The 19885-nt window shown below is 67.0% G+C and carries 20 protein-coding genes; 7 read left to right on the plus strand and 13 right to left on the minus strand.

All coding sequences use genetic code 11. The annotated features are described in order from the left end of the window. Positions 1-109 precede the first annotated feature (109 nt). The 7 genes from AC1DZY_RS09155 to ffh form a co-directional block, all read right to left on the minus strand. Complete coding sequence (locus tag AC1DZY_RS09155; protein WP_476819797.1) at positions 110-898, minus strand: transporter substrate-binding domain-containing protein; 789 nt, start codon at positions 896-898, stop codon at positions 110-112. A 79-nt stretch (positions 899-977) separates the two neighbouring features. Beyond that, entirely contained in the window at positions 978-1679 is a 702-nt protein-coding gene (trmD, locus tag AC1DZY_RS09160; RefSeq protein ID WP_476819798.1) for a tRNA (guanosine(37)-N1)-methyltransferase TrmD, read from the minus strand. A 169-nt stretch (positions 1680-1848) separates the two neighbouring features. After that, the gene (locus tag AC1DZY_RS09165) at positions 1849-2520 is read right to left on the minus strand and encodes an HAD family hydrolase (RefSeq protein ID WP_476819799.1); all 672 of its coding nucleotides are present in this window, start codon (positions 2518-2520) and stop codon (positions 1849-1851) included. Beyond that, entirely contained in the window at positions 2510-3037 is a 528-nt protein-coding gene (gene rimM / locus AC1DZY_RS09170; RefSeq protein WP_476819800.1) for a ribosome maturation factor RimM, read from the minus strand. The genes AC1DZY_RS09165 and rimM overlap by 11 nt, the downstream gene beginning before the upstream one ends. Positions 3038-3133: 96 nt before the next feature. Beyond that, entirely contained in the window at positions 3134-3493 is a 360-nt protein-coding gene (gene rpsP / locus AC1DZY_RS09175) for a 30S ribosomal protein S16 (protein ID WP_476819801.1), read from the minus strand. 44 nt (positions 3494-3537) lie between these two features. Beyond that, positions 3538-3801: a hypothetical protein gene (locus tag AC1DZY_RS09180; RefSeq protein WP_476819802.1), complete on the minus strand. Its 264-nt coding sequence runs from the start codon at positions 3799-3801 to the stop codon at positions 3538-3540. Further along, positions 3798-5381 carry a signal recognition particle protein gene (gene ffh, locus AC1DZY_RS09185; protein ID WP_476819803.1) on the minus strand — a complete coding sequence of 528 codons (1584 nt, stop codon included), beginning with the start codon at positions 5379-5381 and terminating at the stop codon, positions 3798-3800. Before ffh ends, AC1DZY_RS09180 begins: the two co-directional genes overlap by 4 nt. 300 nt (positions 5382-5681) lie before the next feature. On the opposite strand from ffh, the gene AC1DZY_RS09190 reads away from it, so the two are divergent. The 4 genes from AC1DZY_RS09190 to AC1DZY_RS09205 all read left to right on the plus strand — a co-directional run bounded on the left by AC1DZY_RS09190 (position 5682) and on the right by AC1DZY_RS09205 (position 7773). Further along, entirely contained in the window at positions 5682-6110 is a 429-nt protein-coding gene (locus AC1DZY_RS09190; RefSeq protein WP_476819804.1) for a hypothetical protein, read from the plus strand. 73 nt (positions 6111-6183) lie between these two features. After that, entirely contained in the window at positions 6184-6765 is a 582-nt protein-coding gene (locus AC1DZY_RS09195; protein ID WP_476819805.1) for a CAP domain-containing protein, read from the plus strand. Between the two features lie 63 nt (positions 6766-6828). Beyond that, positions 6829-7044, plus strand: coding sequence for a type II toxin-antitoxin system PrlF family antitoxin (locus AC1DZY_RS09200; protein ID WP_476819806.1), 216 nt, complete (start codon positions 6829-6831; stop codon positions 7042-7044). Positions 7045-7146: 102 nt separating this feature from the next. After that, a complete protein-coding gene (locus AC1DZY_RS09205; protein WP_476819807.1) occupies positions 7147-7773 on the plus strand; it encodes a LysE family translocator in 627 nt (208 codons plus the stop codon). 162 nt (positions 7774-7935) lie between these two features. On the opposite strand, the gene AC1DZY_RS09210 is transcribed toward AC1DZY_RS09205, so the two are convergent. Next, positions 7936-8790 (minus strand): CE1 family esterase, encoded by an 855-nt coding sequence (locus AC1DZY_RS09210; protein WP_476819808.1) that lies wholly within the window; start codon positions 8788-8790, stop codon positions 7936-7938. 127 nt (positions 8791-8917) lie between these two features. On the opposite strand from AC1DZY_RS09210, the gene AC1DZY_RS09215 reads away from it, so the two are divergent. Continuing rightward, complete coding sequence (locus AC1DZY_RS09215) at positions 8918-9976, plus strand: MBL fold metallo-hydrolase (protein ID WP_476819809.1); 1059 nt, start codon at positions 8918-8920, stop codon at positions 9974-9976. A gap of 149 nt (positions 9977-10125) precedes the next feature. On the opposite strand, the gene AC1DZY_RS09220 is transcribed toward AC1DZY_RS09215, so the two are convergent. Further along, positions 10126-11022 carry a GyrI-like domain-containing protein gene (locus AC1DZY_RS09220; protein WP_476819810.1) on the minus strand — a complete coding sequence of 299 codons (897 nt, stop codon included), beginning with the start codon at positions 11020-11022 and terminating at the stop codon, positions 10126-10128. 135 nt (positions 11023-11157) lie between these two features. Here AC1DZY_RS09220 and dapF point away from each other — a divergent pair, with 135 nt between their 5' ends. Both dapF and mtaB read left to right on the plus strand, forming a co-directional pair. After that, complete coding sequence (gene dapF, locus AC1DZY_RS09225) at positions 11158-12042, plus strand: diaminopimelate epimerase (RefSeq protein WP_476819811.1); 885 nt, start codon at positions 11158-11160, stop codon at positions 12040-12042. After that, on the plus strand, positions 12042-13313 hold the full coding sequence (mtaB, locus tag AC1DZY_RS09230; protein WP_476819812.1) for a tRNA (N(6)-L-threonylcarbamoyladenosine(37)-C(2))-methylthiotransferase MtaB: 1272 nt from the start codon (positions 12042-12044) through the stop codon (positions 13311-13313). Before dapF ends, mtaB begins: the two co-directional genes overlap by 1 nt. Positions 13314-13319: 6 nt before the next feature. Here mtaB and AC1DZY_RS09235 read toward each other — a convergent pair whose 3' ends face one another. From AC1DZY_RS09235 to AC1DZY_RS09250, 4 genes are all read right to left on the minus strand, one after another. Then, positions 13320-14426, minus strand: coding sequence for a sulfite oxidase (locus AC1DZY_RS09235; RefSeq protein WP_476819813.1), 1107 nt, complete (start codon positions 14424-14426; stop codon positions 13320-13322). A 103-nt stretch (positions 14427-14529) separates the two neighbouring features. After that, positions 14530-16245 carry an AMP-binding protein gene (locus AC1DZY_RS09240; RefSeq protein ID WP_476819814.1) on the minus strand — a complete coding sequence of 572 codons (1716 nt, stop codon included), beginning with the start codon at positions 16243-16245 and terminating at the stop codon, positions 14530-14532. Positions 16246-16402: 157 nt separating this feature from the next. Next, the gene (locus AC1DZY_RS09245) at positions 16403-18493 is read right to left on the minus strand and encodes an elongation factor G (protein WP_476819815.1); all 2091 of its coding nucleotides are present in this window, start codon (positions 18491-18493) and stop codon (positions 16403-16405) included. A gap of 244 nt (positions 18494-18737) precedes the next feature. After that, positions 18738-19814, minus strand: a complete 1077-nt coding sequence (locus tag AC1DZY_RS09250) for a hypothetical protein (protein WP_476819816.1) — start codon at positions 19812-19814, stop codon at positions 18738-18740. Positions 19815-19885 lie beyond the last annotated feature (71 nt).

Consider the following 19885-nt stretch of genomic DNA (forward strand, 5'->3'; position numbering starts at 1 on the left):
GGAATCCATCGTAAGGCACGACACCGCCCCGTGATGGATTCCGGATCGGCGCGGCTTCGCCGCTTGTCCGGAATGACAGCGTGATTTCATGGAAAAAGGACGGCAAGCGCTATCTGGCGGGCGGCGCCACCGAAATTCCATCGACGCCGCTCTCTGCAACCGAGCGCGCGAGAAATCCCGTATTGCGCATCTCGTCGAGCGCCATGTTGACGGTCTTGAGAACCTCCATGCGCTCCAGCGCGACGGCGACCGTCTGCGGCACGCCGTAGAGATTGTCCGGCAGGAGATGCAGGTTCGGGATATGCTTCGTGCCGAAGGCGAGGCGCTGGCGATTGCCGGCGAAGGCGTCGATCGTGCCGTCGAGCAGCCAGGCGGACGCCTCCTTCAGCGACGAATCCGGGCTTTCGCGCAGCTTGGCGTGGCGCAGGCGCGTGCGCAGCCAGACGCCGACGGAATCGCCGGTGTTGACCCCGATCGTCCGGCCCGGCTGGTCGAGCTCGCTGACGGAGCGGATCGGCACGCCGTCGCGCACCAGCGCGCTTTGCTGCACCAGCATATAGGTCTGCGAATACGAGACGATGCCGGTGCGGTCGGGATTGGGCGCGACGAAGCCGATATCGGCAGCACCTGTCTTGACCGCTTCGAGCACGGCCGCGGCGCTTTCGACGGGCGTGATGACCACAGGTACGTTGGCGCGCCGCGCCAGTTCGCGCGCGACATCGGCCGAAACGCCCTTGAACGCACCGGTGGCGGGGTCGCGGCTCATCTGGGCGAGATTGGACACGATATAGGTCGCGCGCAGCGTGCCCGTCGGCGCAAGAGCGGTTTCGGCGAGGACCGGGGMCGCCCACATGGCGGCATGCGTGAGGACGAGGCCGAGCACCAAGCCTTTGACCATGACGCTCTCCGGTTCGCACAGCGCAGGGTCGCGCTTGCCGATCATGACCGCATGCAGACCGGATCGCAAAACCCCGCCGTCAGTCCTTGTTCGCTTTCGCCGCCACCAACAAATCCGGCCGCCGCTCGCGGGTGATCGCCTCGGCCTGCTCGCGCCGCCATCTGGCGATGCGGGCATGGTCGCCCGAGAGCAGCGCCTCGGGCAGGCCGCGCCCCTCCCATTCGCGCGGACGCGTATAGTGCGGATATTCGAGCATGCCGTTCTCGAAACTCTCATCCTGCCCCGAGGCTTCCTTGCCCATCACGCCGGGGATGAGCCGCACGCAGGCGTCGAGCAGCAGCAGCGCCGCCATCTCGCCACCAGACAGGATGTAGTCGCCGACAGAGACCTCGATCAGGTTTCGCCCCTCGATGACGCGCTCGTCGACGCCCTCGAACCGGCCGCAGACGATGACGAGCCCCTCGCCCGCGACCCAGTCGCGAACCATGCCCTGATCGAGCCTGCGTCCGCGCGGCGACATCAGCAGCTTTGGACGCGTGTCCGCGACGGGAACGGCCGCATCGATCGCMGCCGCCAGCACGTCGCAGCGCAGCACCATGCCCGCTCCGCCGCCGGCCGGATTGTCGTCGACATTGCGATGCCGGCCGATGCCGTGGTCGCGGATCTGGTGCGTGTCCAGCGTCCACAACTCCCGGCGCAGTGCCTCGCCCGCCAGCGAAACGCCAAGCGGCCCGGGAAACATCTCGGGGTAGAGCGTCAGGACGGAAGCGTGGAAGGGCATCGATCGACCTTGCTGGCGCGAACGGGAACCTCCCCGTCATTCCGGGCGTAGCGAAGCGGAGACCAGGAATCCATCGTAAGGCGCGATCGTGCTCTTTGATGGATTCCGGATCGGCGCCGCTGGCGCGGCTTGTCCGGAATGACGCGGAGTCTCCGCGAAGGCAGTAAAACTATCCGAACCTCAATGCCGGCAACCCGTCCAGCGCCGAAAAATCTTTCGCGCTGGCGATGACGTTGTTATAGGCCGCAAAGCCCTGCGCCCCCAGCATGGTCAGGATCGCGACCGCGCGCATGCCGGCGCGGCGCGCCGCCTCGACGCCGAGCGGCGCGTCCTCGAAGACGAGGCAGCTCTCCGGGGCTGCGCCCATGCGCCCGGCGGCCCCCAGAAACAGATCGGGATGCGGCTTGCCGCGAAAACCCTGGCTCGGCGCGATGATGGTGGCGAAGCGATGGCGCAGGCCCAGCGTATCCAGCACCACGTCGATATTGGCCGGCGGCGCGGCCGAGGCGACGGCCATCGGCACGCCGGCCGCATCGGCCCGCGCCATCAGCGCCAGCAGGCCGGGCAGCGGCGTCACATGCGGGCGATAGCTCTCGCGGTAGCGCGCTTCCTTGGCCTCGGACAGTCGCGCGATCTCGTCGGCGTCGGCATCGGGAAAATGCGGCCCGACGATCTCGGTGACCGCCATGCCGGCGGTGCGGGCAAAGAAGCTCGACCGCTCGAAGGGCAAGGCATGGTCGGCATGCCAGCTTTCCCAGGCGGCGTCATGGAAGCGCATATTGTCGACCATGGTGCCGTCCATGTCGAAGATCAGCGCGCGAACCGGCGTCTCAACCGGCATCGTCGGCCTCGAACAGGCCTTCGGGCGGCACGGCATCGATACGCCGGGCCGCGATGTCGATGCGCGGCGCGAAGGCTTTCGTGAACGGCATCAGCACCGAGCGGCCGTCCGGCGTCGCGATGTCGAGCAGGTCGCCCGCGCCGTAATTGCCGACCGAGGTGACCGTGCCGAGTGCAATTCCGTCGGGTCCGACGACCGCGCATCCGATCAGGTCCGCCTGCAGGAACTCGTCCTCATCCTCCGGGGCGGGAAGTTTTTCGCGCGACACGAAAAGCTGGACCCCGTTCAGGCTCTCGGCCGCCTCGCGCGAGGTCACGCCCTTGAGCCTTGCGACGATGACCTCCTTGGCGACACGCGCCTCGGCGATCTCGAAACGCCGGCCCTTGTCGTCGGTCAGGGGGCCGTAACCGGCGATCGCGAGCGGATCGCCGGTAAAGGCCTTGATGCGGACCTCGCCCTTGATGCCATGCGCGGCGCCGATGACGCCGAGCAGGATGAGGTTCGGGTCAGCAGCCATGGCGCGTCATGGTCGGGCTCGACCCGACCATCTCCTGCCGGAGATTCCCGGGTCGAAGCTGCGCTTCGCCCGGGAATGACGCACTCAGCGACAAGCTCACGCCTCGGCTTCAGCCGGGGCTGCGCTCTTGGCGGCGTTCTTCTCGGCGCGCTCCTTGGCCTTCTCGCCGGGAACGGCCTTGTTGGGGTTGTTGCGGGCGGGACGCTTGGCGACGCCGGCGGCGTCGAGGAAGCGCAGCACGCGGTCGGTCGGCTGGGCGCCCTTGGCGATCCAGTCCTTGGCCTTTTCGAGGTCGAGCACGACGCGATCGGGCGCATCCTTGGCCTTCATCGGATCATAGGAGCCGATCTTCTCGATGAAGCGGCCATCGCGCGGCGCGCGGGCGTCGGCAACGACGATGCGATAGTAAGGGCGCTTCTTGGCGCCGCCACGGGTCAGGCGGATCTTGAGGGACATCTTGGTTCTTCCTTGGTTTTGGTTTGATACGATTTGCGGTGAAGTCAGGCTTTGTTGTCGTCGACCAGTTGATCGATCATGGCCCAGGGATCGTCCTTCATGCCGGTCGACGTGAAGACTTCGAGATCGATGGAGCCGTCCTCGAGAACGTCGATCTCCCAATATTCTCCGGGCGCATGCACGAAGAAGGAGAAGGCGTCGTCCCGGTAGGATGAGGTCTCGTAGGACAGGTTGGCGTCGTCGAGACGCGCCTTGACCTGCTTGAACACGTCGAACATGGCGACGCGCATTTCGGTTGGTTTGGTCATTTCTTCTTTCCCCCGAAGGGATTGGAGCCCCCGAGCCCTGGAAGACCGCCGCCGCCGAGCCCCGGCAGGCGCGGCATCATACCGGCAGGCGGCGTGACGCCCTTGGGCAGGCCTGGAAAACCGCCCGGTGGAAGGCCCGGCATACCGCCGCCCGCGCCCATCTGCTTCTGCAGCGCTTCAAGCTGCGCCGGATCCATCTTGGACGGGTCGAAACCCGCCGGCAGGCCCCCCCCGCCGCCGATCCCGAACATCTGGCCGAGCTTGCCGAGCATGCCGCCCTTCTGCTTGCTCATCGCCTTCATCATGTCGGCCATGCCGCGATGCATCTTGAGCAGCTTGTTGATCGCTTCGGGCGTCGTGCCCGAACCCGCCGCGATGCGCTTCTTGCGGCTGTTCTTGAGCAGATCGGGGTTCTTCCGCTCGGCTGCCGTCATCGAGTTGATGATCGCGATCTGCCGGCCGATGACCTTGTCGTTCATGCCGGCATTGGCGAGCTGGCCCTGCATCTGCTTCATGCCGGGCAGCATGCCCATAACGCCGCCGAGGCCGCCCATCTTCTCCATCTGCTGGAGCTGCATGCGCATGTCCGACAGATCGAAATTGCCTTTGGCCAGACGCAGCGCCAGCGCCTGCGCCTTGTCGGCGTCGACCGTCTCGGCGGCGCGCTCGACCAGACCGACGATGTCGCCCATGCCCAGAATGCGGTTGGCGACGCGCGAGGGATGGAAATCCTCCAGCGCATCGACCTTCTCGCCGGTGCCGATGAGCTTGATCGGCTTGCCGGTGACGGCGCGCATCGAGAGCGCCGCGCCGCCGCGACCGTCGCCGTCCATGCGGGTCAGCACGATGCCGGTCAGACCGACGCGAGCGTCGAAGGCGCGCGCGGTGTTGACCGCGTCCTGGCCGGTCAGCGCGTCGGCGACGAGCAGCACCTCATGGGGATTGGTCGCCGCCTTCACCTCGGCCACTTCGGCCATCAGCGTGTCGTCGAGCGTGACGCGGCCGGCGGTGTCGAGCATGACGACGTCGTAGCCGCCGAGCTTGCCGGCCTCGATCGCGCGGCGCGCGATCTGCACGGCCGACTGGCCCGCCACGATCGGCAGCGTCTCGACACCGACCTGCTTGCCGAGAATGGCGAGCTGTTCCATCGCGGCCGGGCGTCGCGTGTCGAGCGAGGCCATCAGGACGCGCTTCTTGGCGCGGTCGGTCAGGCGCTTGGCGATCTTGGCGGTCGACGTCGTCTTGCCCGAGCCCTGCAGGCCGACCATCAGGATCGGCACGGGCGGCACGGCGTCGAGTGTGATGCCCTCGCCCTCGCCGCCGAGCATGTCGATCAGCGCGTCGTTGACGATCTTGATGACCTGCTGGCCGGGCGTGACCGACTTCAGGACTTCCGCGCCGACGGCCCGCTCGCGGACCTTGTCGGTGAAGGAACGCACCACTTCGAGCGCGACGTCGGCCTCGAGCAGCGCCTTGCGCACCTCGCGCAGCGCGGCGTTGACGTCGTCCTCGGTCAGCGAACCCCTGCGGGTGAGACCGGAGAGGATGCCTGATAGCCTGTCGCTCAGCGTGCCGAACATGAAGACCTGCTTGCTTGCCTACAGGGACCGGCAGCGCGAAGCCTCATCGCCAAACGGTTTCGCGCCCGAGGGCGCAGTCGCGCTGTCGGGCGTTGACCTCCGGGCTCAAAATGCGTGAAGCGGCCCGGTCGGCTGATGAGGTCTCGACGATGTCGGCGAAACGAATGCGCGGGTTAAAGCGGGAAAATGTGGCGGAAGTCAAGGTTGAGGAAACCATGGAGGGAACATCGCGAAACGCGCCCCTTGAGCGAACTGCAACCTTCGATTTAACAATGCCTATCTTTTGAGCGGAGGTTCGCGATGTTTGGAAAACGCGTTTCAGTTGGCTGCATGGCCTCGATCGTCCTTTGCCTCGGCCCGACGCCGGCCCGGGCGCAGCCCTGCCTGACCAATTTCAAGACCGATGGCGTGCCGATGGTGACCGGCCTGACCTATCGCAGCTGGGATCTCGTCGCCGGCAAGGCTCCTGCCGCCGTGCTGAAGAATCTCGCCGCCGCCGTCGCCGCCGAAGGTTTCGCCGGCATCCGCGTCGACAACGCCACGAGTTCGGTCCTGGCCATCCAGGAGACCAGCGGTTCGGGCCGGCCGCAGCATCTGCGCGTCACCGCCCGCAAGAGCGGCCCGGCCACGCGCGTCGATGCCGCCTTCGTCGTGCAGCAGGGCCAGGTCGCGCCGGAAGGCTATGTCCGCGACGCGCTCTGCCGCGTCATCGCCGGCGGACGCGGCTGAGATCGCCGGACGATCGTCGCAGAACGGCCGGGATCGTCGCGCAGACCCGTCGCCGTCTCTGTTGCGAAGGACGATGATGAATCTGCCGCTCAAGCACCTCGCCGCGCTCGCCATGACCCTGCTGGCCGCCGCCTGCGCCGGCGAACCGCGCCGGACCACCGCGCTCGACGCCGGGGCGACAGCGCGACTGGACGCCATCAGGCTCGATCCTGCCGCCGCGGCCGGTATCCTCAATGCCTACCGCGCCAGTCGCGGCCTGAGGTCCGTCCGGCTCGATCCCGCGCTCACCGCGATGGCGCAGCGTCAGGCCGACGCGATGGCGGCGGTCAACGCGCTCTCGCATGATGCCGGCGGCAGCTTCGTCTCCCGGGTCCACGCCGCCGGGCTCGACGCCGCCCATGCAGCCGAGAATCTCGGCGCCGGCTACGACTCGACCGGGGAGACCTTCGCCGGCTGGAAGGCCTCCTCGGGCCATGACGCCAATCTGCGCCTGGCCGACGCGACGCGCTTCGGCATCGCGCTCGCCAAGGACCCGCAGACGCAATATCGCACCTGGTGGGCGCTGGTCATCGCGGGCGAGCCCGAAAAGCGGCAAGAACTGGACGCGGGACCGGTCGTCGGCTGGTTCGGCTCGAACCGGCCGACGGTGCGGTAGCCGGACTGCCCGATTGCCGACGTCACGGATTTCCCCTGCCATACTCGTCAGCAAAGGCTGACTATGATCACGAGCAAGCTGACGATCAACGCCCAGACGACAATCCCGCAGCTAGTGCGTAACGCGCTGCGGCTGAAGGAAGGCGACGAGATCGCCTATTTTATCGCGCAGGATCACGTCGTCATCATCAAGGCCAGCACCGTTGCGGCCGAGGACCCTTTCGTGACCTTTGACGAATGGGACGGCGAAGCCGACCGCGAGGGCTATGCAACGCTTTGAGCAGGGCGGCAGACAACTGAGAGACTATCTCGGCCTCGCCTGACCCTTTACATCCCGCGACGCTTGGGGATTGCTCCGCTCTCGACCACCGGAGCCTTCGCCATGACGCTCGAATCCTGGGCCGCCTTCGCTGCCGCCACCGCCGTGCTGCTGGTCATTCCCGGCCCGACCATCCTGCTGGTGATCTCCTACGCGCTCGGCCAGGGCTGGCGCACGGCGTTTCCGATGGCGGTCGGCGTCGCACTTGGCGATTTCACCGCGATGACGCTCTCGATGCTCGGCGTCGGCGCGCTGCTGGCGACGTCGGCCGCAGTGTTCACGGCGCTGAAATGGTGTGGGGCGGCCTATCTGATCTGGCTCGGCGTCAAGCTCTTCCGCGCCGGCGGCAGCCTGAACGCCGAACCGCGCAAGGATGCCTCATCAGCCATCAGGATGCTCGGCCACGCCTGGCTGGTGACGGCGCTGAACCCCAAGAGCATCACCTTCTTCGTCGCCTTCCTGCCGCAGTTTCTCGACCCCAAAGCGGATTTCTGGCAGCAGATGCTGGTCTTCGAGGCGACCTTCATCACGCTCGCCTTCGCCAACGCCTTCGGCTACGCGCTCGTCGCCTCGCGGGCCCGCTCGCTGGTCGGCAATCCCCGTGCGATCCGGATGTTCAACAAGGCCGGCGGCACGCTGCTGATCGGGGCCGGCGTCGCGACGGTCGCTGTACGCGGCGGTCAGGGCTGAGGCGGGAATCATCGAATCCGAGCGGGTCATCCCGGACAAGCGGCGAAGCCGCGCCGATCCGGGATCCATTCCTGAACCTATGCCGGAAAGGTTCAGGAATGGATCCCGGGTCTCCGCTTCGCTGCGCCCGGGATGACGGCGCGAATGGACAGGAGATGACCCTCAATTCGTCCCATGCGCCTTCAGCCGCGCCTCGAACCAGTGCCGCGCCATCTCGGCCCATTCCTTCGGCACATCGTCATGGTCGGACGGATGCAGCGCCAGCGAAAGCTCGCGCCCGCTCTCGCACGCGCTCCATGTCCGCCGCCAAAACACCGCGCCGGTCTCGAACGTGTCGGGCCGTAAGGCATTGCAGCCATCGACCCTGCGCCAGAGCTGCAGCCCCTCGAAGATGTCGCCCTGATAGAGCTCGCCGCCGCGCAAAGGCCGGCCCTCCAGCGGCACGGTGCGGTCGCGCCAGCCATGGGTCTGGAGCAGGTCGACCGGCCCGGCGCAACTCGTCGGATGCGGGCGCCAGAACCCGCCGGCGATCGGCGCATAGGCCGCCCCGAGCGCGGGCTCCTTGCAGGCGAGATACCAGACCAGCGACGACCCGATCGAGAACCCCGAGACCAGCACGCGCTTGCGGTCGATCGAAAAACGCTGGACCGCATCGTCGAGCGCCTCCTTCGCGAAGGCGAGTTCGTCGCGCTGCTGCGGGCTCTCGGGGCGGAAGGACCAGCCTGTGCCAAACGCATTGCCCGGCCGCATCAAACCATTGAGCCCGATGACCGCATAGCCGGCATCGACAAAGGGCCGCAGGAAGGACTGCGCGTCCAGCACCTGCGAGCCCAGCCCGCCCGCGCCATGGAAGAACAGCACGGCGGGGCGTTTGCCGCCCTCGGCCAGCGGCGTAGACGGCAGCGCGACGTGATAACCGCCGAGCGGCACGACGCAGGGCGTCTGCGCATCGCCGCAGGGTTCGGCCGCAAATGCCGCAACGGAACGCAGGACCATCGCGACCGCAAGCGCGGCCATGGCAAATTTCATCAGCTTGTGACTTTCGCGAACGCCGCAGGCGAGTATGGCTGTGTCGAGGGCCGGCAATCAACTCCCCGCCGCCGTCGCTCTTGACGCAACCCGATCCGCCCCCACCTTCTGCGCCATGAATCGTCGCAAGCTGCTCTCATTCGTTGGCCTCACGGCGCTCGTCGGCTCGACCGGCGTGGCATGGGCGACGCTGTCGCGCTCTCGCAATCCCTATTACGAGGGGCCGGTCACCGATCATTTCGATGGACTGAGCTTCAGCGACGGCAGGCCCGTCACCAAGGGGCTGATCGACATCTGGAAATGGCAGACCTCGAAGCATGACCGCGAGGTCTTCCCCGAGCATTTCCCGACACCGCCGCAGGACAAGCCGCCTGCGAAAGTCGACGGCTTCCGCATCGTCCATCTCGGCCACGCCTCGTTCCTGTACCAGGTCGCGGGCCTGAACGTGCTGGTCGATCCGGTCTATGCGCAGCGGGCGAGCCCGTTCTCCTTTGCCGGCCCCAAGCGCGTCAACGAACCCGGCGTCGCCTTCGACGACCTGCCGAAAATCGACGTCGTCCTGATCACGCACAACCATTACGACCATCTCGATCTTGCGACGCTCGCCCGCCTGCATGAGCGCCACCAGCCGCGCATGATCATGCCGCTCGGCAACGACACCATCGTCAAGGCCCGCATTCCCGACGCCCGCACCGAGGTCTTCGACTGGCGCGACCGCGTCGCATTGTCGGACGCTCTCGCTGTCACGCTGGTGCCGACCTATCACTGGTCGGCGCGCGGCGCTTTCGACCGGCGCATGGCGCTGTGGTGCTCGTTCATCTTCGAATCGGGCGAGACCCGCGTCTTCCATGTCGGCGACACCGGCTATCACGACGGCTCGCTCTACGAGCAACTGGGCGCAGAGCATGGCCCGTTCACGCTCGCCGTGCTGCCGATCGGCGCCTATGAGCCGCGCTGGTTCATGTCGGACAACCACATGAACCCGGAAGAGGCGGTCAAGGTCATGACCTCGCTGCGGGCGGACCGCGCGATCGGCCACCACTGGGGCACCTTCCAGCTCACCGACGAAGGCATCGAGCGCCCGCCGGAGGCGTTGAAGGTCGCACTGGCGAAGGCGGGAATTCCCGAGGAGCGCTTCCGGCCGATGCGACCGGGGCTGAGCTGGGAAGCCTGAACCGCCGCGCTTCGTCATTCCGGACAAGCCGCGAAAGCGGCGCCGATCCGGAATCCATCATCGAGCACGACGGCGCCTTACGATGGATTCCGGGTCTCCGCTTCGCTGCGCCCGGAATGACGGCGTGATTGGACTGACTCTCGCCCTGCTCAGCGCGGCTGGACGTAAATGTTGATTTCGAGGTTCGGGTCGCCAGGATCCTTCAGCTCGCCGACATACTCCTCGAGGAAATTGTCCTTCACGACGATGTTCTTGGCCTCGAGATAGGCCGTGATCGTCTCATAGGTCGAATCGATGTCGTCATAAGGCGCGACATGGACGAAGCGCATCGCCTGCCCCGCCGGTGACAGGCCCGGCTTGACGCCACTCCCGAAGGTCGAATTGCGCTGGCCCTCGGGCGCCTGCGCGACCGGCAGCATAGCCTCGAAACGGAAGCCGTTATCGTCTGTCTCGGTAAACAGCGTCAGCGGCCGCCCCGCGATCGGCAGGCCGGCTTTCGCCGCCTCCTCGCGCAGGATGCGGAAGCTCTCGCCCAAACGCTGGAAGCCCTGGTCCCAGGTCGATTGCCCCGACAGCGACAGCACCGGCTTGGCGACGAGCAGGACGGGATCGACGTCGCTCTGGTCGCCCGGCTTGCCGGCGAGCGTCGCGTTTGGATTTGGAACTCCGGCCTGCTGCTGCGGCGTCACCGGCGGAACCGGCAACTGCTGCCCAGGCGGCGGCAGGGTCGGCGGCGGCTGCACCGGCTGGGGTTCGAGCGGGACATTCGGCGTCGGCGCGGGCTGCACCGGCTGCGGCGTCACCGGCCCCAGCACGGCCGGTGGCGGCTGCACGGGTTGCGGCACGGCGCCGGGCGGCTCGACGGGTTGCGGCGGCACTGGTGCCGACTGAACCTGCGCTGGCGCGGGTGCGCCGGGCGGCGGCGCGAGCGGAGCGGATTCGACCGCCGTCGGCGGCGCGACGCGCGTTTGCGCGACCGCCGGGGAAAGCACGCCGAACAGTGCGGCGAACGCCAGAACACCAAGCCTCGAATGCCGCATCATCATTGGCCCTGACCAAAAGGAACGATTCGCGCCCTTGCAGCGCAGCATAGAATGTCCACCTTGAAGCAGGAACGGCGAAGGGTGGCTTTTTCGCGTCGCTTCCGGCATACGCCACGCAGTTTATGGACCTATGACGCAATGAACGCCCTCGCACAGCGCCGGTTCCTGAAGATGAACGGTCTGGGCAACCAGATCACCGTGCTCGACCTGCGCGGCACGAAGCTGCGGGTGACGGAATCCGACGCCCGCGCGATCGCGGCCGAACCCCGCGCCCGCTTCGACCAGCTCATGGTGCTGCACGACGCGACGACGCCCGGCACCGACGCCTATGTCCGCATCTACAATACCGACGGCTCCGAGGCCGGAGCCTGCGGCAACGGCACGCGCTGCGTCGCATGGGCGATGATGGCCGACCCCGCAATGGGCGATCCGTCAAAGACGGTGCTGACGCTCCAGACAAAGGCCGGGATCCTGCCTGCGGTGCGCGACAGCGACCTCGTCTTCACCGTCGATATGGGCAAGCCCCGGCTCGCCTGGGACGAGATTCCGCTGGCCGAGCCGTTCCACGACACCGCCCGCTTCGAGCTTCAGATCGGCCCGATCGACGATCCGATCCTGCACACGCCCTGCGCCGTCAACATGGGCAATCCCCATGCCGTCTTCTTCGTCGACGATCCCTATCGCTTCAATCTGGAGCAGATCGGTCGCCTGCTGGAAAACCACCCAGTCTTTCCCGACCGCGCCAACATCGAACTCGCCGCCGTGACCGCGCCCGACCATATCGTGCTGCGCGTCTGGGAGCGCGGAGCCGGCATAACGCAGGCCTGCGGTTCCGGCGCCTGCGCGGCGCTGGTCGCGGCCGTCAGGCGCGAGCTGTCGGCCCGCAAGGCAACCGTCAGCCTGCCCGGCGGCGACCTGATCATCGAATGGCGCGAGCGCGACGACCATGTCCTGATGACCGGCCCGGTCGAATACGAATGGGAAGGCGTGCTGGAGCCGGCTCTGTTCGAGAACGCGGCCTGATGGCGCTGGAGGTCGCGACCTTCGGCTGCCGGCTGAACATCGTCGAGAGCGAGGCGATCCGCGCCCATGCGCAGGCCGCGGGCTTGAGCAACCTCGCCATCGTCAACAGCTGCGCCGTCACCTCCGAGGCGACGCGGCAAGCCCGCCAGACGATCCGCAGGCTCAAGCGCGCGCAGCCCGACCGGCCGGTGATCGTCACCGGCTGCGCCGCGCAGATCGAACCCGCGGCCTTCGCCGCGATGCCGGAGGTCGCGCGCGTACTCGGCAATGGCGAGAAGATGCGCCCCGAAAGCTGGGCGGCGCTTGCCCGCTCCAATAGCCTGGGCGGCGCCGATTTGACGCCGAGCGAGAAGCTCTCAGTCGCCGACATCATGGCGCAGACGGCGCTTTCGCCGGTTCCTTCCGTCCGCTCGGCGAACCACACGCGCGGCTTCGTCCAGGTCCAGAACGGCTGCGATCACCGCTGCACCTTCTGCGTCATTCCGTTCGGGCGCGGCAATTCGCGTTCATTACGCATCGGCGATGTCGTCGCCCAGTGCCGTAACCTGGTGGAGGCCGGCGCGCGCGAGATCGTGCTGACCGGCGTCGATCTGACCAGCTACGGCCGCGATCTGGAGGACGCCCCGACGCTCGGTCTGCTCGTCGCGGCGATCCTGCGCGAGCTGCCGGAGCTACCCCGCCTGCGCCTGTCCTCGATCGACGCGGTCGAGGTCGACGACGCCCTGCGCGAGATGATCGCGACGGAAAGCCGCCTGATGCCGCATCTGCATCTCTCGCTGCAGGCCGGCGACGATCTCATCCTCAAGCGGATGAAGCGCCGGCATGGCCGCGACGACGCCATCCGCTTCTGCGACGAAATGCGGACCTTGCGGCCCGACATCGTCTTCGGGGCCGACCTGATCGCCGGTTTCCCGACCGAGGACGAGGCGATGTTCCAACGCTCGCTCGATCTCGTCGGCGAATGCGGTCTGAGCTTCGTCCACGTCTTCCCCTATTCGCCGCGCCCCGGCACGCCGGCCGCGCGCATGCCCCAGCTTGCCGGCGAGATCGTCGCGGAGCGAGCCGGGCGTCTGCGCGAGGCAGCCGGCGCGGCGCATCGACTCCATCTCGACGCCCGCATCGCCCGGCCACTATCGGTGTTGACGGAACGCGGCAACACCGGCCGCGCCGAGGATTTCACGCTGGTGCGCTTCAGGCGCGACGTGGCTGCCGGTGAGGTTCTGGCAGTGACGGCCGAGAGCGCCGACGACCGCGCGTTGATCGCGGCGTGAGCGGCGTCATCTCGCAGCCCCGCTCACCCGCTGCACCTGGTTGTTGCAATAGCCGCGCGGGTTCCATTCGATTTCCATGGGCTGGGCGTTGCCCACCGCGTCGCGCGCCTGCGCCATCACCATCAGCGGCCCGGCCTGAGCGATGGCGAAACGTGCCGTGAAGCGCCGCCATGCGAAAGCGCCCTCGCCCGGCCCGAGCATGGCTTCGATCCAGTTCGCCCCGCCATCGCAGGAGGCGCTGACGGCCTCGACCGGCACCGCCCCGCTCCAGGCGAAGCCAGCGACGCTCAGCGTCCCGCCCGCAGCCACGGAGAACCCTTGCGTCGGCGTCGTGATCAGCGATTTCACCGGCATGTCGGTGATCACGGCAAACCGCGCAGAATCGATGGCTTCGCCCGGCCTCACGGCCGAGACCGGCATGCGGTAGTCGGTCCCGCGCATCTTCTCGCCGTCATGCTCGCTCGCGCGCAGCTCGATCCGGTCGAGCCATTTCTGCCAGGCCGAGCCGGGGAAACCCGGCGCAACGATCCGCAGCGGGCCGCCATGCAGCACTGGAAGCGCCTCGCCATTCATCGCGAAGGCGATCAGCGTCTCCGGCGAAAGCGCCTTCGCGATCGGCAGACCGCGCGACAGCGCCGGCTTGGCCGGGTTCGCGATCTGACGATCGGGCGCGTATTGCCCGGTATAGACAGCGCCGGGCCTGACTCCCGAGGCCTCCAGCACGTCCCGCAGCCGCACGCCCGTCCAGCGCGCGCAGCCGGCCGCGCCGAGCCGCCAGGGCAAGCCGTCGGTCGCCGGCGAGAACTGCGAACGACCATTGCCGGCGCATTCCAGCACCGCCGTCTCGGTCACGATCTCAAACCGCGACTTGAGCTCCGCGATCGACCAGACTTGCGGCGTCTCGACCTCGCCGTCGATCGTCAGCCGCCAGGCCTCCGCCGCGCCGGTCTGCGGCAGGTCGCCGTTGTTGCGGATGAAGAAGGCATCGATCGGCGTGATCGCCTCATCGAGAAGATCGAGCGCCGGCTCCGCATTCAGCGCCTCCTCGTCATGGACGTAGAGTCCCGGCTTCAGGCGGCGCAGCAGCGGCAGTTCGGGCAGTCGGCGCGGCAAGGGCAACTTTCAAATCGGCGAGCGGGGCATGCGGCATCGCAAGCCGACGCACGCCAGCGGCAGGCTAGCCACGCCCCTGGGATGCGGCAAGCCGCGCCGTCTCTCATTTCTGCGCGGCCACCTCCTCGCGCAGCGCGCGGCGCAGCACCTTGCCGACATTCGTCTTGGGCAGAGCGTCGCGGAAGATGATCTGTTTGGGCACCTTGTAGCCCGTCAGACTGTCCTTGCAGAAGGTGCGCAGCGACTCAGCCGTCAGGCTATCGTCCTTCCTGACCACGAAAGCGGTGACGGCCTCGCCGGAATGCTCGTCGGGCAGGCCGATCACGGCTGCCTCCAGCACGCCGGGATGGGCCGCCAGAACATCCTCGACCTCGTTGGGATAGACGTTGAAGCCCGAGACCAGGACCATGTCCTTCATCCGGTCGACGATCTTGACCTGCCCGTCGGGCAGGAGCACGCCGACATCGCCCGAGCGGAAGAAGCCGTCCTGCGTCATCACCTTCTCGGTCTCGTCGGGGCGGTTCCAGTAGCCGGCCATGACCTGCGGGCCGCGAATGCAGATCTCGCCGGGTTCGCCGACGGGCATGTCATGCCCTTCCGCGTCGCGGATGGCGAAATCGGTCGAGGGCAGCGGATAGCCGATCGTGCCGGAGAATTCGGAGATATCGGGCCGGTTGATCGAGGCCACCGGCGAGGTTTCCGACAGGCCGTAGCCCTCGACGATCGGCTTGCCCGTCACGTCCTTCCAGCGCTTGGCGACGGCGGCCTGCGTCGCCATGCCGCCGGCGACCGCGAAACGCAGTTCGGAGACGTCGACGTCCTTCATCTCCGGATGGTTGGCAAGCGCATTGTAGAGCGTGTTGACGCCGGAGAAGAGCGTGATCCGGCTCGATTTCAGCGTCTTGACGAAGCCGGCGATGTCGCGCGGATTGGCGATCAGCAGCCCTTTGGCGCCGATGCGCAGCATGAACATGCAGCAGCAGGTCAGCGCGAAGATATGGTAGAGCGGCAGCGCCGTGACCATGACGTGCTGATAGTCGGAACGCCCCAGCGGCGGCTCCAGCGCCCAGCCGAGCCAGAGCACGCATTGCTCGACATTGGACGATACGTTGCGATGCGTCAGCGTCGCGCCCTTGGCGACGCCGGTCGTCCCACCGGTATATTGCAGGAAGGCGACGTCATCCAGCGTCACCGTCACCGGCGCCATCGCGGACGGTCCAGCCAGGATGGTCTTGAGCGCGAACGAGCCTGGCAGGTTGAACGGCTTCACCACCTTCTTGATCTTGCGCGCGACGAAATTGACGATTGTGCCCTTGAACCCCATCAGGTCGCCGGCGGTGGCGATGACGATCGCCTCCAGCTTCAGGTTGGGCTTCGCCTCCTCGACGACATGGGCGAAGTTCTCGATCACCACGAGAGCGCGCGCGCCGGAATCGTTGAGCTGATGCGTCAACTCGCGCGCCGTATAGAGCGGGTTGACGTTGACCACGGTGAAGCCGCCGATCAGCGCGCCGAAGATCGTGGCCGGATAGGCCAGGATATTGGGCATCATCAGCGCGATGCGATCGCCCTTCTGGAAGCCCTGCGCCTGCAGCCAGGCCGCGAAGGCCTGCGCGGCGCGGCCGGTCTCGGCGAAGCTGATCGTCTTGCCGAAGGATTCGAAAGCCGGCCGCGTCGCATAGGTCGTGCAGGCCATGCGGATCAGATCGGCGAGCGTGCCGACCTTGGCCGGGTCGAGCTCCGGCGGCACGGCGGCCGGATAATGCGCCAGCCATGGGCGCGGGTCCGGCTTCGCCGAAGCGGCGTTGGTCGTGGTCATGACGTTCCTCCCGTCCCGCCGGCTTTCACCCGCTTGCGCGGGTGTGCCGATGCTTTTTCGTAGCGCTACAGTGCGGAACAGATCGGGCGGGCGCAAGCGCCCGCCCGATCGGATGCGACAAAAGGTTTATATATGAACCTTTCGCGTGACGCCACCTCTACCGATTCTGGGCCAGGGCCAGCCCCTGCGCATGGGCGGTGACGATGGCCTCGGCCGGCCTGCCGGCCAGCTCGGCGAGATGGTCGAAGCGCGCGCTGAACGTGCCGACGCCGGCCGTGGCGGAGCGCAGTTCGACGATCAGCCCGCCCATCTCCGCTTCCGGGATCAGCGCGTTGATCTGGTCCCAGCCGCGCCAGCCCGGCCGCGAATCATAGCCGAGGATCTGCCCGCGCCGGCTCGAGACGATCGCCGACGCCCGCGACATCGCGTCGGAAGGGATCAGCACCTCGACCATCAGGACCGGCTCCAGCAGCACCGGCTTTGCCTGCGGCACGGCCTCGGCCATCGCGATCCGCGCCGCCTGGCGAAAGGCCATGTCTGAGGAATCGACGGTATGGTAGGTGCCGTCCGTGAGCGTCACCTCGATGTCGACCAGCGGAAAGCCGAGCTGCCCGCTCTGGCAGAAATCGCGGATTCCGGCCTCGACCGATGAGATGTACTGCCGGGGAACGGCCCCGCCGACGATCCTGTCGACGAAGCGGATGCCCTCCCCGCGCGGCAGCGCCGCCACCTCCAGCACGACATCGCCATACTGGCCATGGCCGCCGCTCTGCTTGCGGTGCCGCCCGCGCGCGCTGGCCCTGGCCCGGATGCTTTCGCGATGGCCGATCTGCGGCGGGCGGGCCTCGACCGCAACGCCATAGCGGCCCGCAAGCCGCTCCAGCGTCACGCGCAGATGCATCTCGCCCTGGCCCGAGAGCCTGATCTCGCCGAGTTCCGGCAGATGGGCGACCGAGAGCGCGCCATCCTCCTCGGTCAACCGCGTCAGCGCCGAGGCGAGGCGGACATCGTCCTTGCGGTCCTTCACGCAGAGCGCGAGCGCATGCACGGCTTCGGGCGGCGCAATCGACGTGACGAGGCCGGCGCGCGCCTTGCCAAGCGCCAAAGCGTCGCCGGTCGCAACGCCGTCGAGCCGCGCGAAGGCGGCGATCTCGCCTTCTTCGGCCGTAGGCTTGCGGGTCTGCTCCGCGCCCTGCAGCGAGAGCACGCCGGCGATCCGCGCCTCGACGCCGGCCGAGGATGTGACGATGTCGCCCTCGGCCAGGCGTCCGCGCAGCACGCGGGACAGCGAGAGCTTGCCGCCATGGCTGGAATGCCAGGTCTTCATCACCTGCGCGAGCGGAGCGCCCTCGGCGACGACGCCGATGCGTCCGCGCGATTCGGCGAGGCCCGGCGCCTCATGCCGGAGTGCCTTGAGCAACCGCGTCACGCCGTTGCCGCGCTCGGCTGAACCGATCAGCACCGGCACGACATGGCGGTCCTGCAATTCGCGCGCGAGATCGTCGAAGATGCGGTCGCGCGGCGGCTCCATATCGCCCAACAGATCCTCCATCAGCGCGTCGTCATGGTCGGAGAGGCGCTCTAGCATCGAGAAGCGGGCCTCCTTCTCGCGGCCGGCCTCGTCGCCGCCGAGCGGCACGATCTCGCTGGGCGCGTGCTCGCGGTAGATGAAGGCGCGCTCCAGCGCGAGGTCGATGAAGCCGACCGCGATGCCCTTCTGCCAGATCGGGATCTGGCGCAGCAGCAGCGGCGTGCGCGACGCCCGCTGCAGGATGCCGAGCGTGTCGCGCACGCGGCGCGCAGCGGTGTCGATCTTGTTCAGGAACAGGAAGCGCGGGATGTCGGCTTCCTCCAGTTCGCGCAGCACGAGTTCGAGCGCCGGCGCCTTCCTGTCATCGGCCTCGCAGACCACGATCGCGGCGTCCACCACCGGCAGGACATGGCGCATCTCGTGCAGGAATTCGACGGAGCCGGGGCAGTCGATGAACTGGAAGCGCTCGCCCAAAAACTCGACCGACGCCACGTTCGGCTCGGTGCTCATCTGGTGCGCGCGGGCCTCCGGCGCGGCGTCGCCGACGCTATTGCCGCCCCTGACCGACCCTGCGCGCGAGAGGCCGCCGCAGCGTTCGACGATGCTTTCGAGCAGCGTGGTCTTGCCGCTCTGGAAGGGGCCGACGATCGCGATGCATCGCGGCCCCCTGCCTCTGACGCCGTTCGCGGTTCCTTCGATCCGGGATGTCGCAGCCATGGCTTCCTCCTTCGGGTGCTGCCGCGAAGGGGACGAGAGGCCTCAGGCCTCGGGCTCCGACGCGGCTTGAAGACCGGCGAACGCGCATGGAAACTGCCCACGCCGGAGTGGCGGCGGTCGCTCAGGCCCGACAGGGTCGGGCGGCCGTCGAAGAGGGTCGTTGAAGGGAGGTTCGCGCCGTTGGCGGCGGGGCGCAAGGGGGATTGTGCGCGGTGGTACGGAAGGCGGCGGGAGGGCGAGCCGGCTAGGGATCGGGAGTGGACGGCGCAGTGGCTGCGTCGCGGGCGGTGATCGACACCACAGCGACCGTTGAGGATGTTGCCTCAAGGCACAGAGCCGCAAGAGTTCGGGTAGCTGTGCGCCTATGCTGAAGATTTAGCGATAATGCGAGTGAAGCCCTTGCATGAGCTCGGACCTCTTTTTCGCTGGAGCCGTGAAACTCAACAGCGAAGAATGCATCGAGCATTCGGTTTGCATCTGCAGGCCCAATGACGATCCCGTCCACTGATGGGTGCCCCACAGGGTCGTAGACTGCTTGCGCGAGAGAGATCGTGACTTCGCGACATAACAATCCTATGGCCTGAAAATCTTCTTCAGCCGTAGCGCGTTCGAGCATTTGCCGTGCTTTGCTCAACGCGCGGTCGACACGTTCCCATCCAGTTTCGTCACGCTGCGGCACCGTTATTTTGGGTCGACGCGCTATAGCTTCGATAACGCGCCCGAAGAGGCGATCCACAGCTTGCCGACGCTGTGAGTAATGGGGAAGCTCTTGGCTCCAGTGGCTGTACCAATCCCAAAGGCTCGGATAGGGATTGTCATACGACAATTCTGGTGAGATCGAGCTCTTCAGCCTGAACTCTCTAGCTTTATAGTAGTCGTCAACCTCTTGGATACGAGCGCCTCCGGTTGCCACCGATTTCATCATGGCGCGGTGGATGATGAGATCGCTGAGTATCTCAGCCGATGCAGAGCACTTGCGGTCCGTGCTGCGCTTCACGATGATATCTTCGCCAGGCGCCAGGCTCGTCTCCACCGTTGCTACAGCCTCGACCAAACGCTTCCGATCGAAATCGGGCAGGCCATTCAACGCCTCGTCCACCGGCGGAGGAGCCCAGAATACGACTTCGCGAGTACGCACTCGCCCGAAATAACCGGAACTCTCCAAATCGACGACTTCAATGGTGCACTCGCGCATCAGCATCGCGAGTTCGTAGCGCTGAAGGCTCTCAAGGAACGCGATAGCGGCATCGCGCATTGTCAAAAGCTCACCTTCTTCATGTCGCATGTCGCCGAGTGTTTCTGTTGGCCAGGCGATGACCACTTGAAAGGGGCAGACTCTGTCTCTGTGGTCGTTGGCGATTGTTAGAGAAGTGTGCGCAGGCAGACAATCGG

This window comes from Allobosea sp. P2_A10 (assembly GCF_056405115.1).

Excerpts from the sequence above, each read along its gene's own strand:
- AC1DZY_RS09195 (WP_476819805.1), top strand. The coding sequence starts at position 6,184 with ATGATGAATCTGCCGCTCAAGCACCTCGCCGCGCTCGCCATGACCCTG.
- ffh (WP_476819803.1), bottom strand. The coding sequence starts at position 5,381 with ATGTTCGGCACGCTGAGCGACAGGCTATCAGGCATCCTCTCCGGTCTC.
- AC1DZY_RS09180 (WP_476819802.1), bottom strand. The coding sequence starts at position 3,801 with ATGACCAAACCAACCGAAATGCGCGTCGCCATGTTCGACGTGTTCAAG.
- AC1DZY_RS09165 (WP_476819799.1), bottom strand. The coding sequence starts at position 2,520 with ATGCCGGTTGAGACGCCGGTTCGCGCGCTGATCTTCGACATGGACGGC.
- AC1DZY_RS09190 (WP_476819804.1), top strand. The coding sequence starts at position 5,682 with ATGTTTGGAAAACGCGTTTCAGTTGGCTGCATGGCCTCGATCGTCCTT.
- mtaB (WP_476819812.1), top strand. The coding sequence starts at position 12,042 with ATGGCGCTGGAGGTCGCGACCTTCGGCTGCCGGCTGAACATCGTCGAG.
- dapF (WP_476819811.1), top strand. The coding sequence starts at position 11,158 with ATGAACGCCCTCGCACAGCGCCGGTTCCTGAAGATGAACGGTCTGGGC.
- rpsP (WP_476819801.1), bottom strand. The coding sequence starts at position 3,493 with ATGTCCCTCAAGATCCGCCTGACCCGTGGCGGCGCCAAGAAGCGCCCT.
- AC1DZY_RS09245 (WP_476819815.1), bottom strand. The coding sequence starts at position 18,493 with ATGGCTGCGACATCCCGGATCGAAGGAACCGCGAACGGCGTCAGAGGC.
- AC1DZY_RS09210 (WP_476819808.1), bottom strand. The coding sequence starts at position 8,790 with ATGGCCGCGCTTGCGGTCGCGATGGTCCTGCGTTCCGTTGCGGCATTT.
- rimM (WP_476819800.1), bottom strand. The coding sequence starts at position 3,037 with ATGGCTGCTGACCCGAACCTCATCCTGCTCGGCGTCATCGGCGCCGCG.
- AC1DZY_RS09205 (WP_476819807.1), top strand. The coding sequence starts at position 7,147 with ATGACGCTCGAATCCTGGGCCGCCTTCGCTGCCGCCACCGCCGTGCTG.
- AC1DZY_RS09220 (WP_476819810.1), bottom strand. The coding sequence starts at position 11,022 with ATGATGATGCGGCATTCGAGGCTTGGTGTTCTGGCGTTCGCCGCACTG.
- AC1DZY_RS09215 (WP_476819809.1), top strand. The coding sequence starts at position 8,918 with ATGAATCGTCGCAAGCTGCTCTCATTCGTTGGCCTCACGGCGCTCGTC.
- AC1DZY_RS09240 (WP_476819814.1), bottom strand. The coding sequence starts at position 16,245 with ATGACCACGACCAACGCCGCTTCGGCGAAGCCGGACCCGCGCCCATGG.
- AC1DZY_RS09200 (WP_476819806.1), top strand. The coding sequence starts at position 6,829 with ATGATCACGAGCAAGCTGACGATCAACGCCCAGACGACAATCCCGCAG.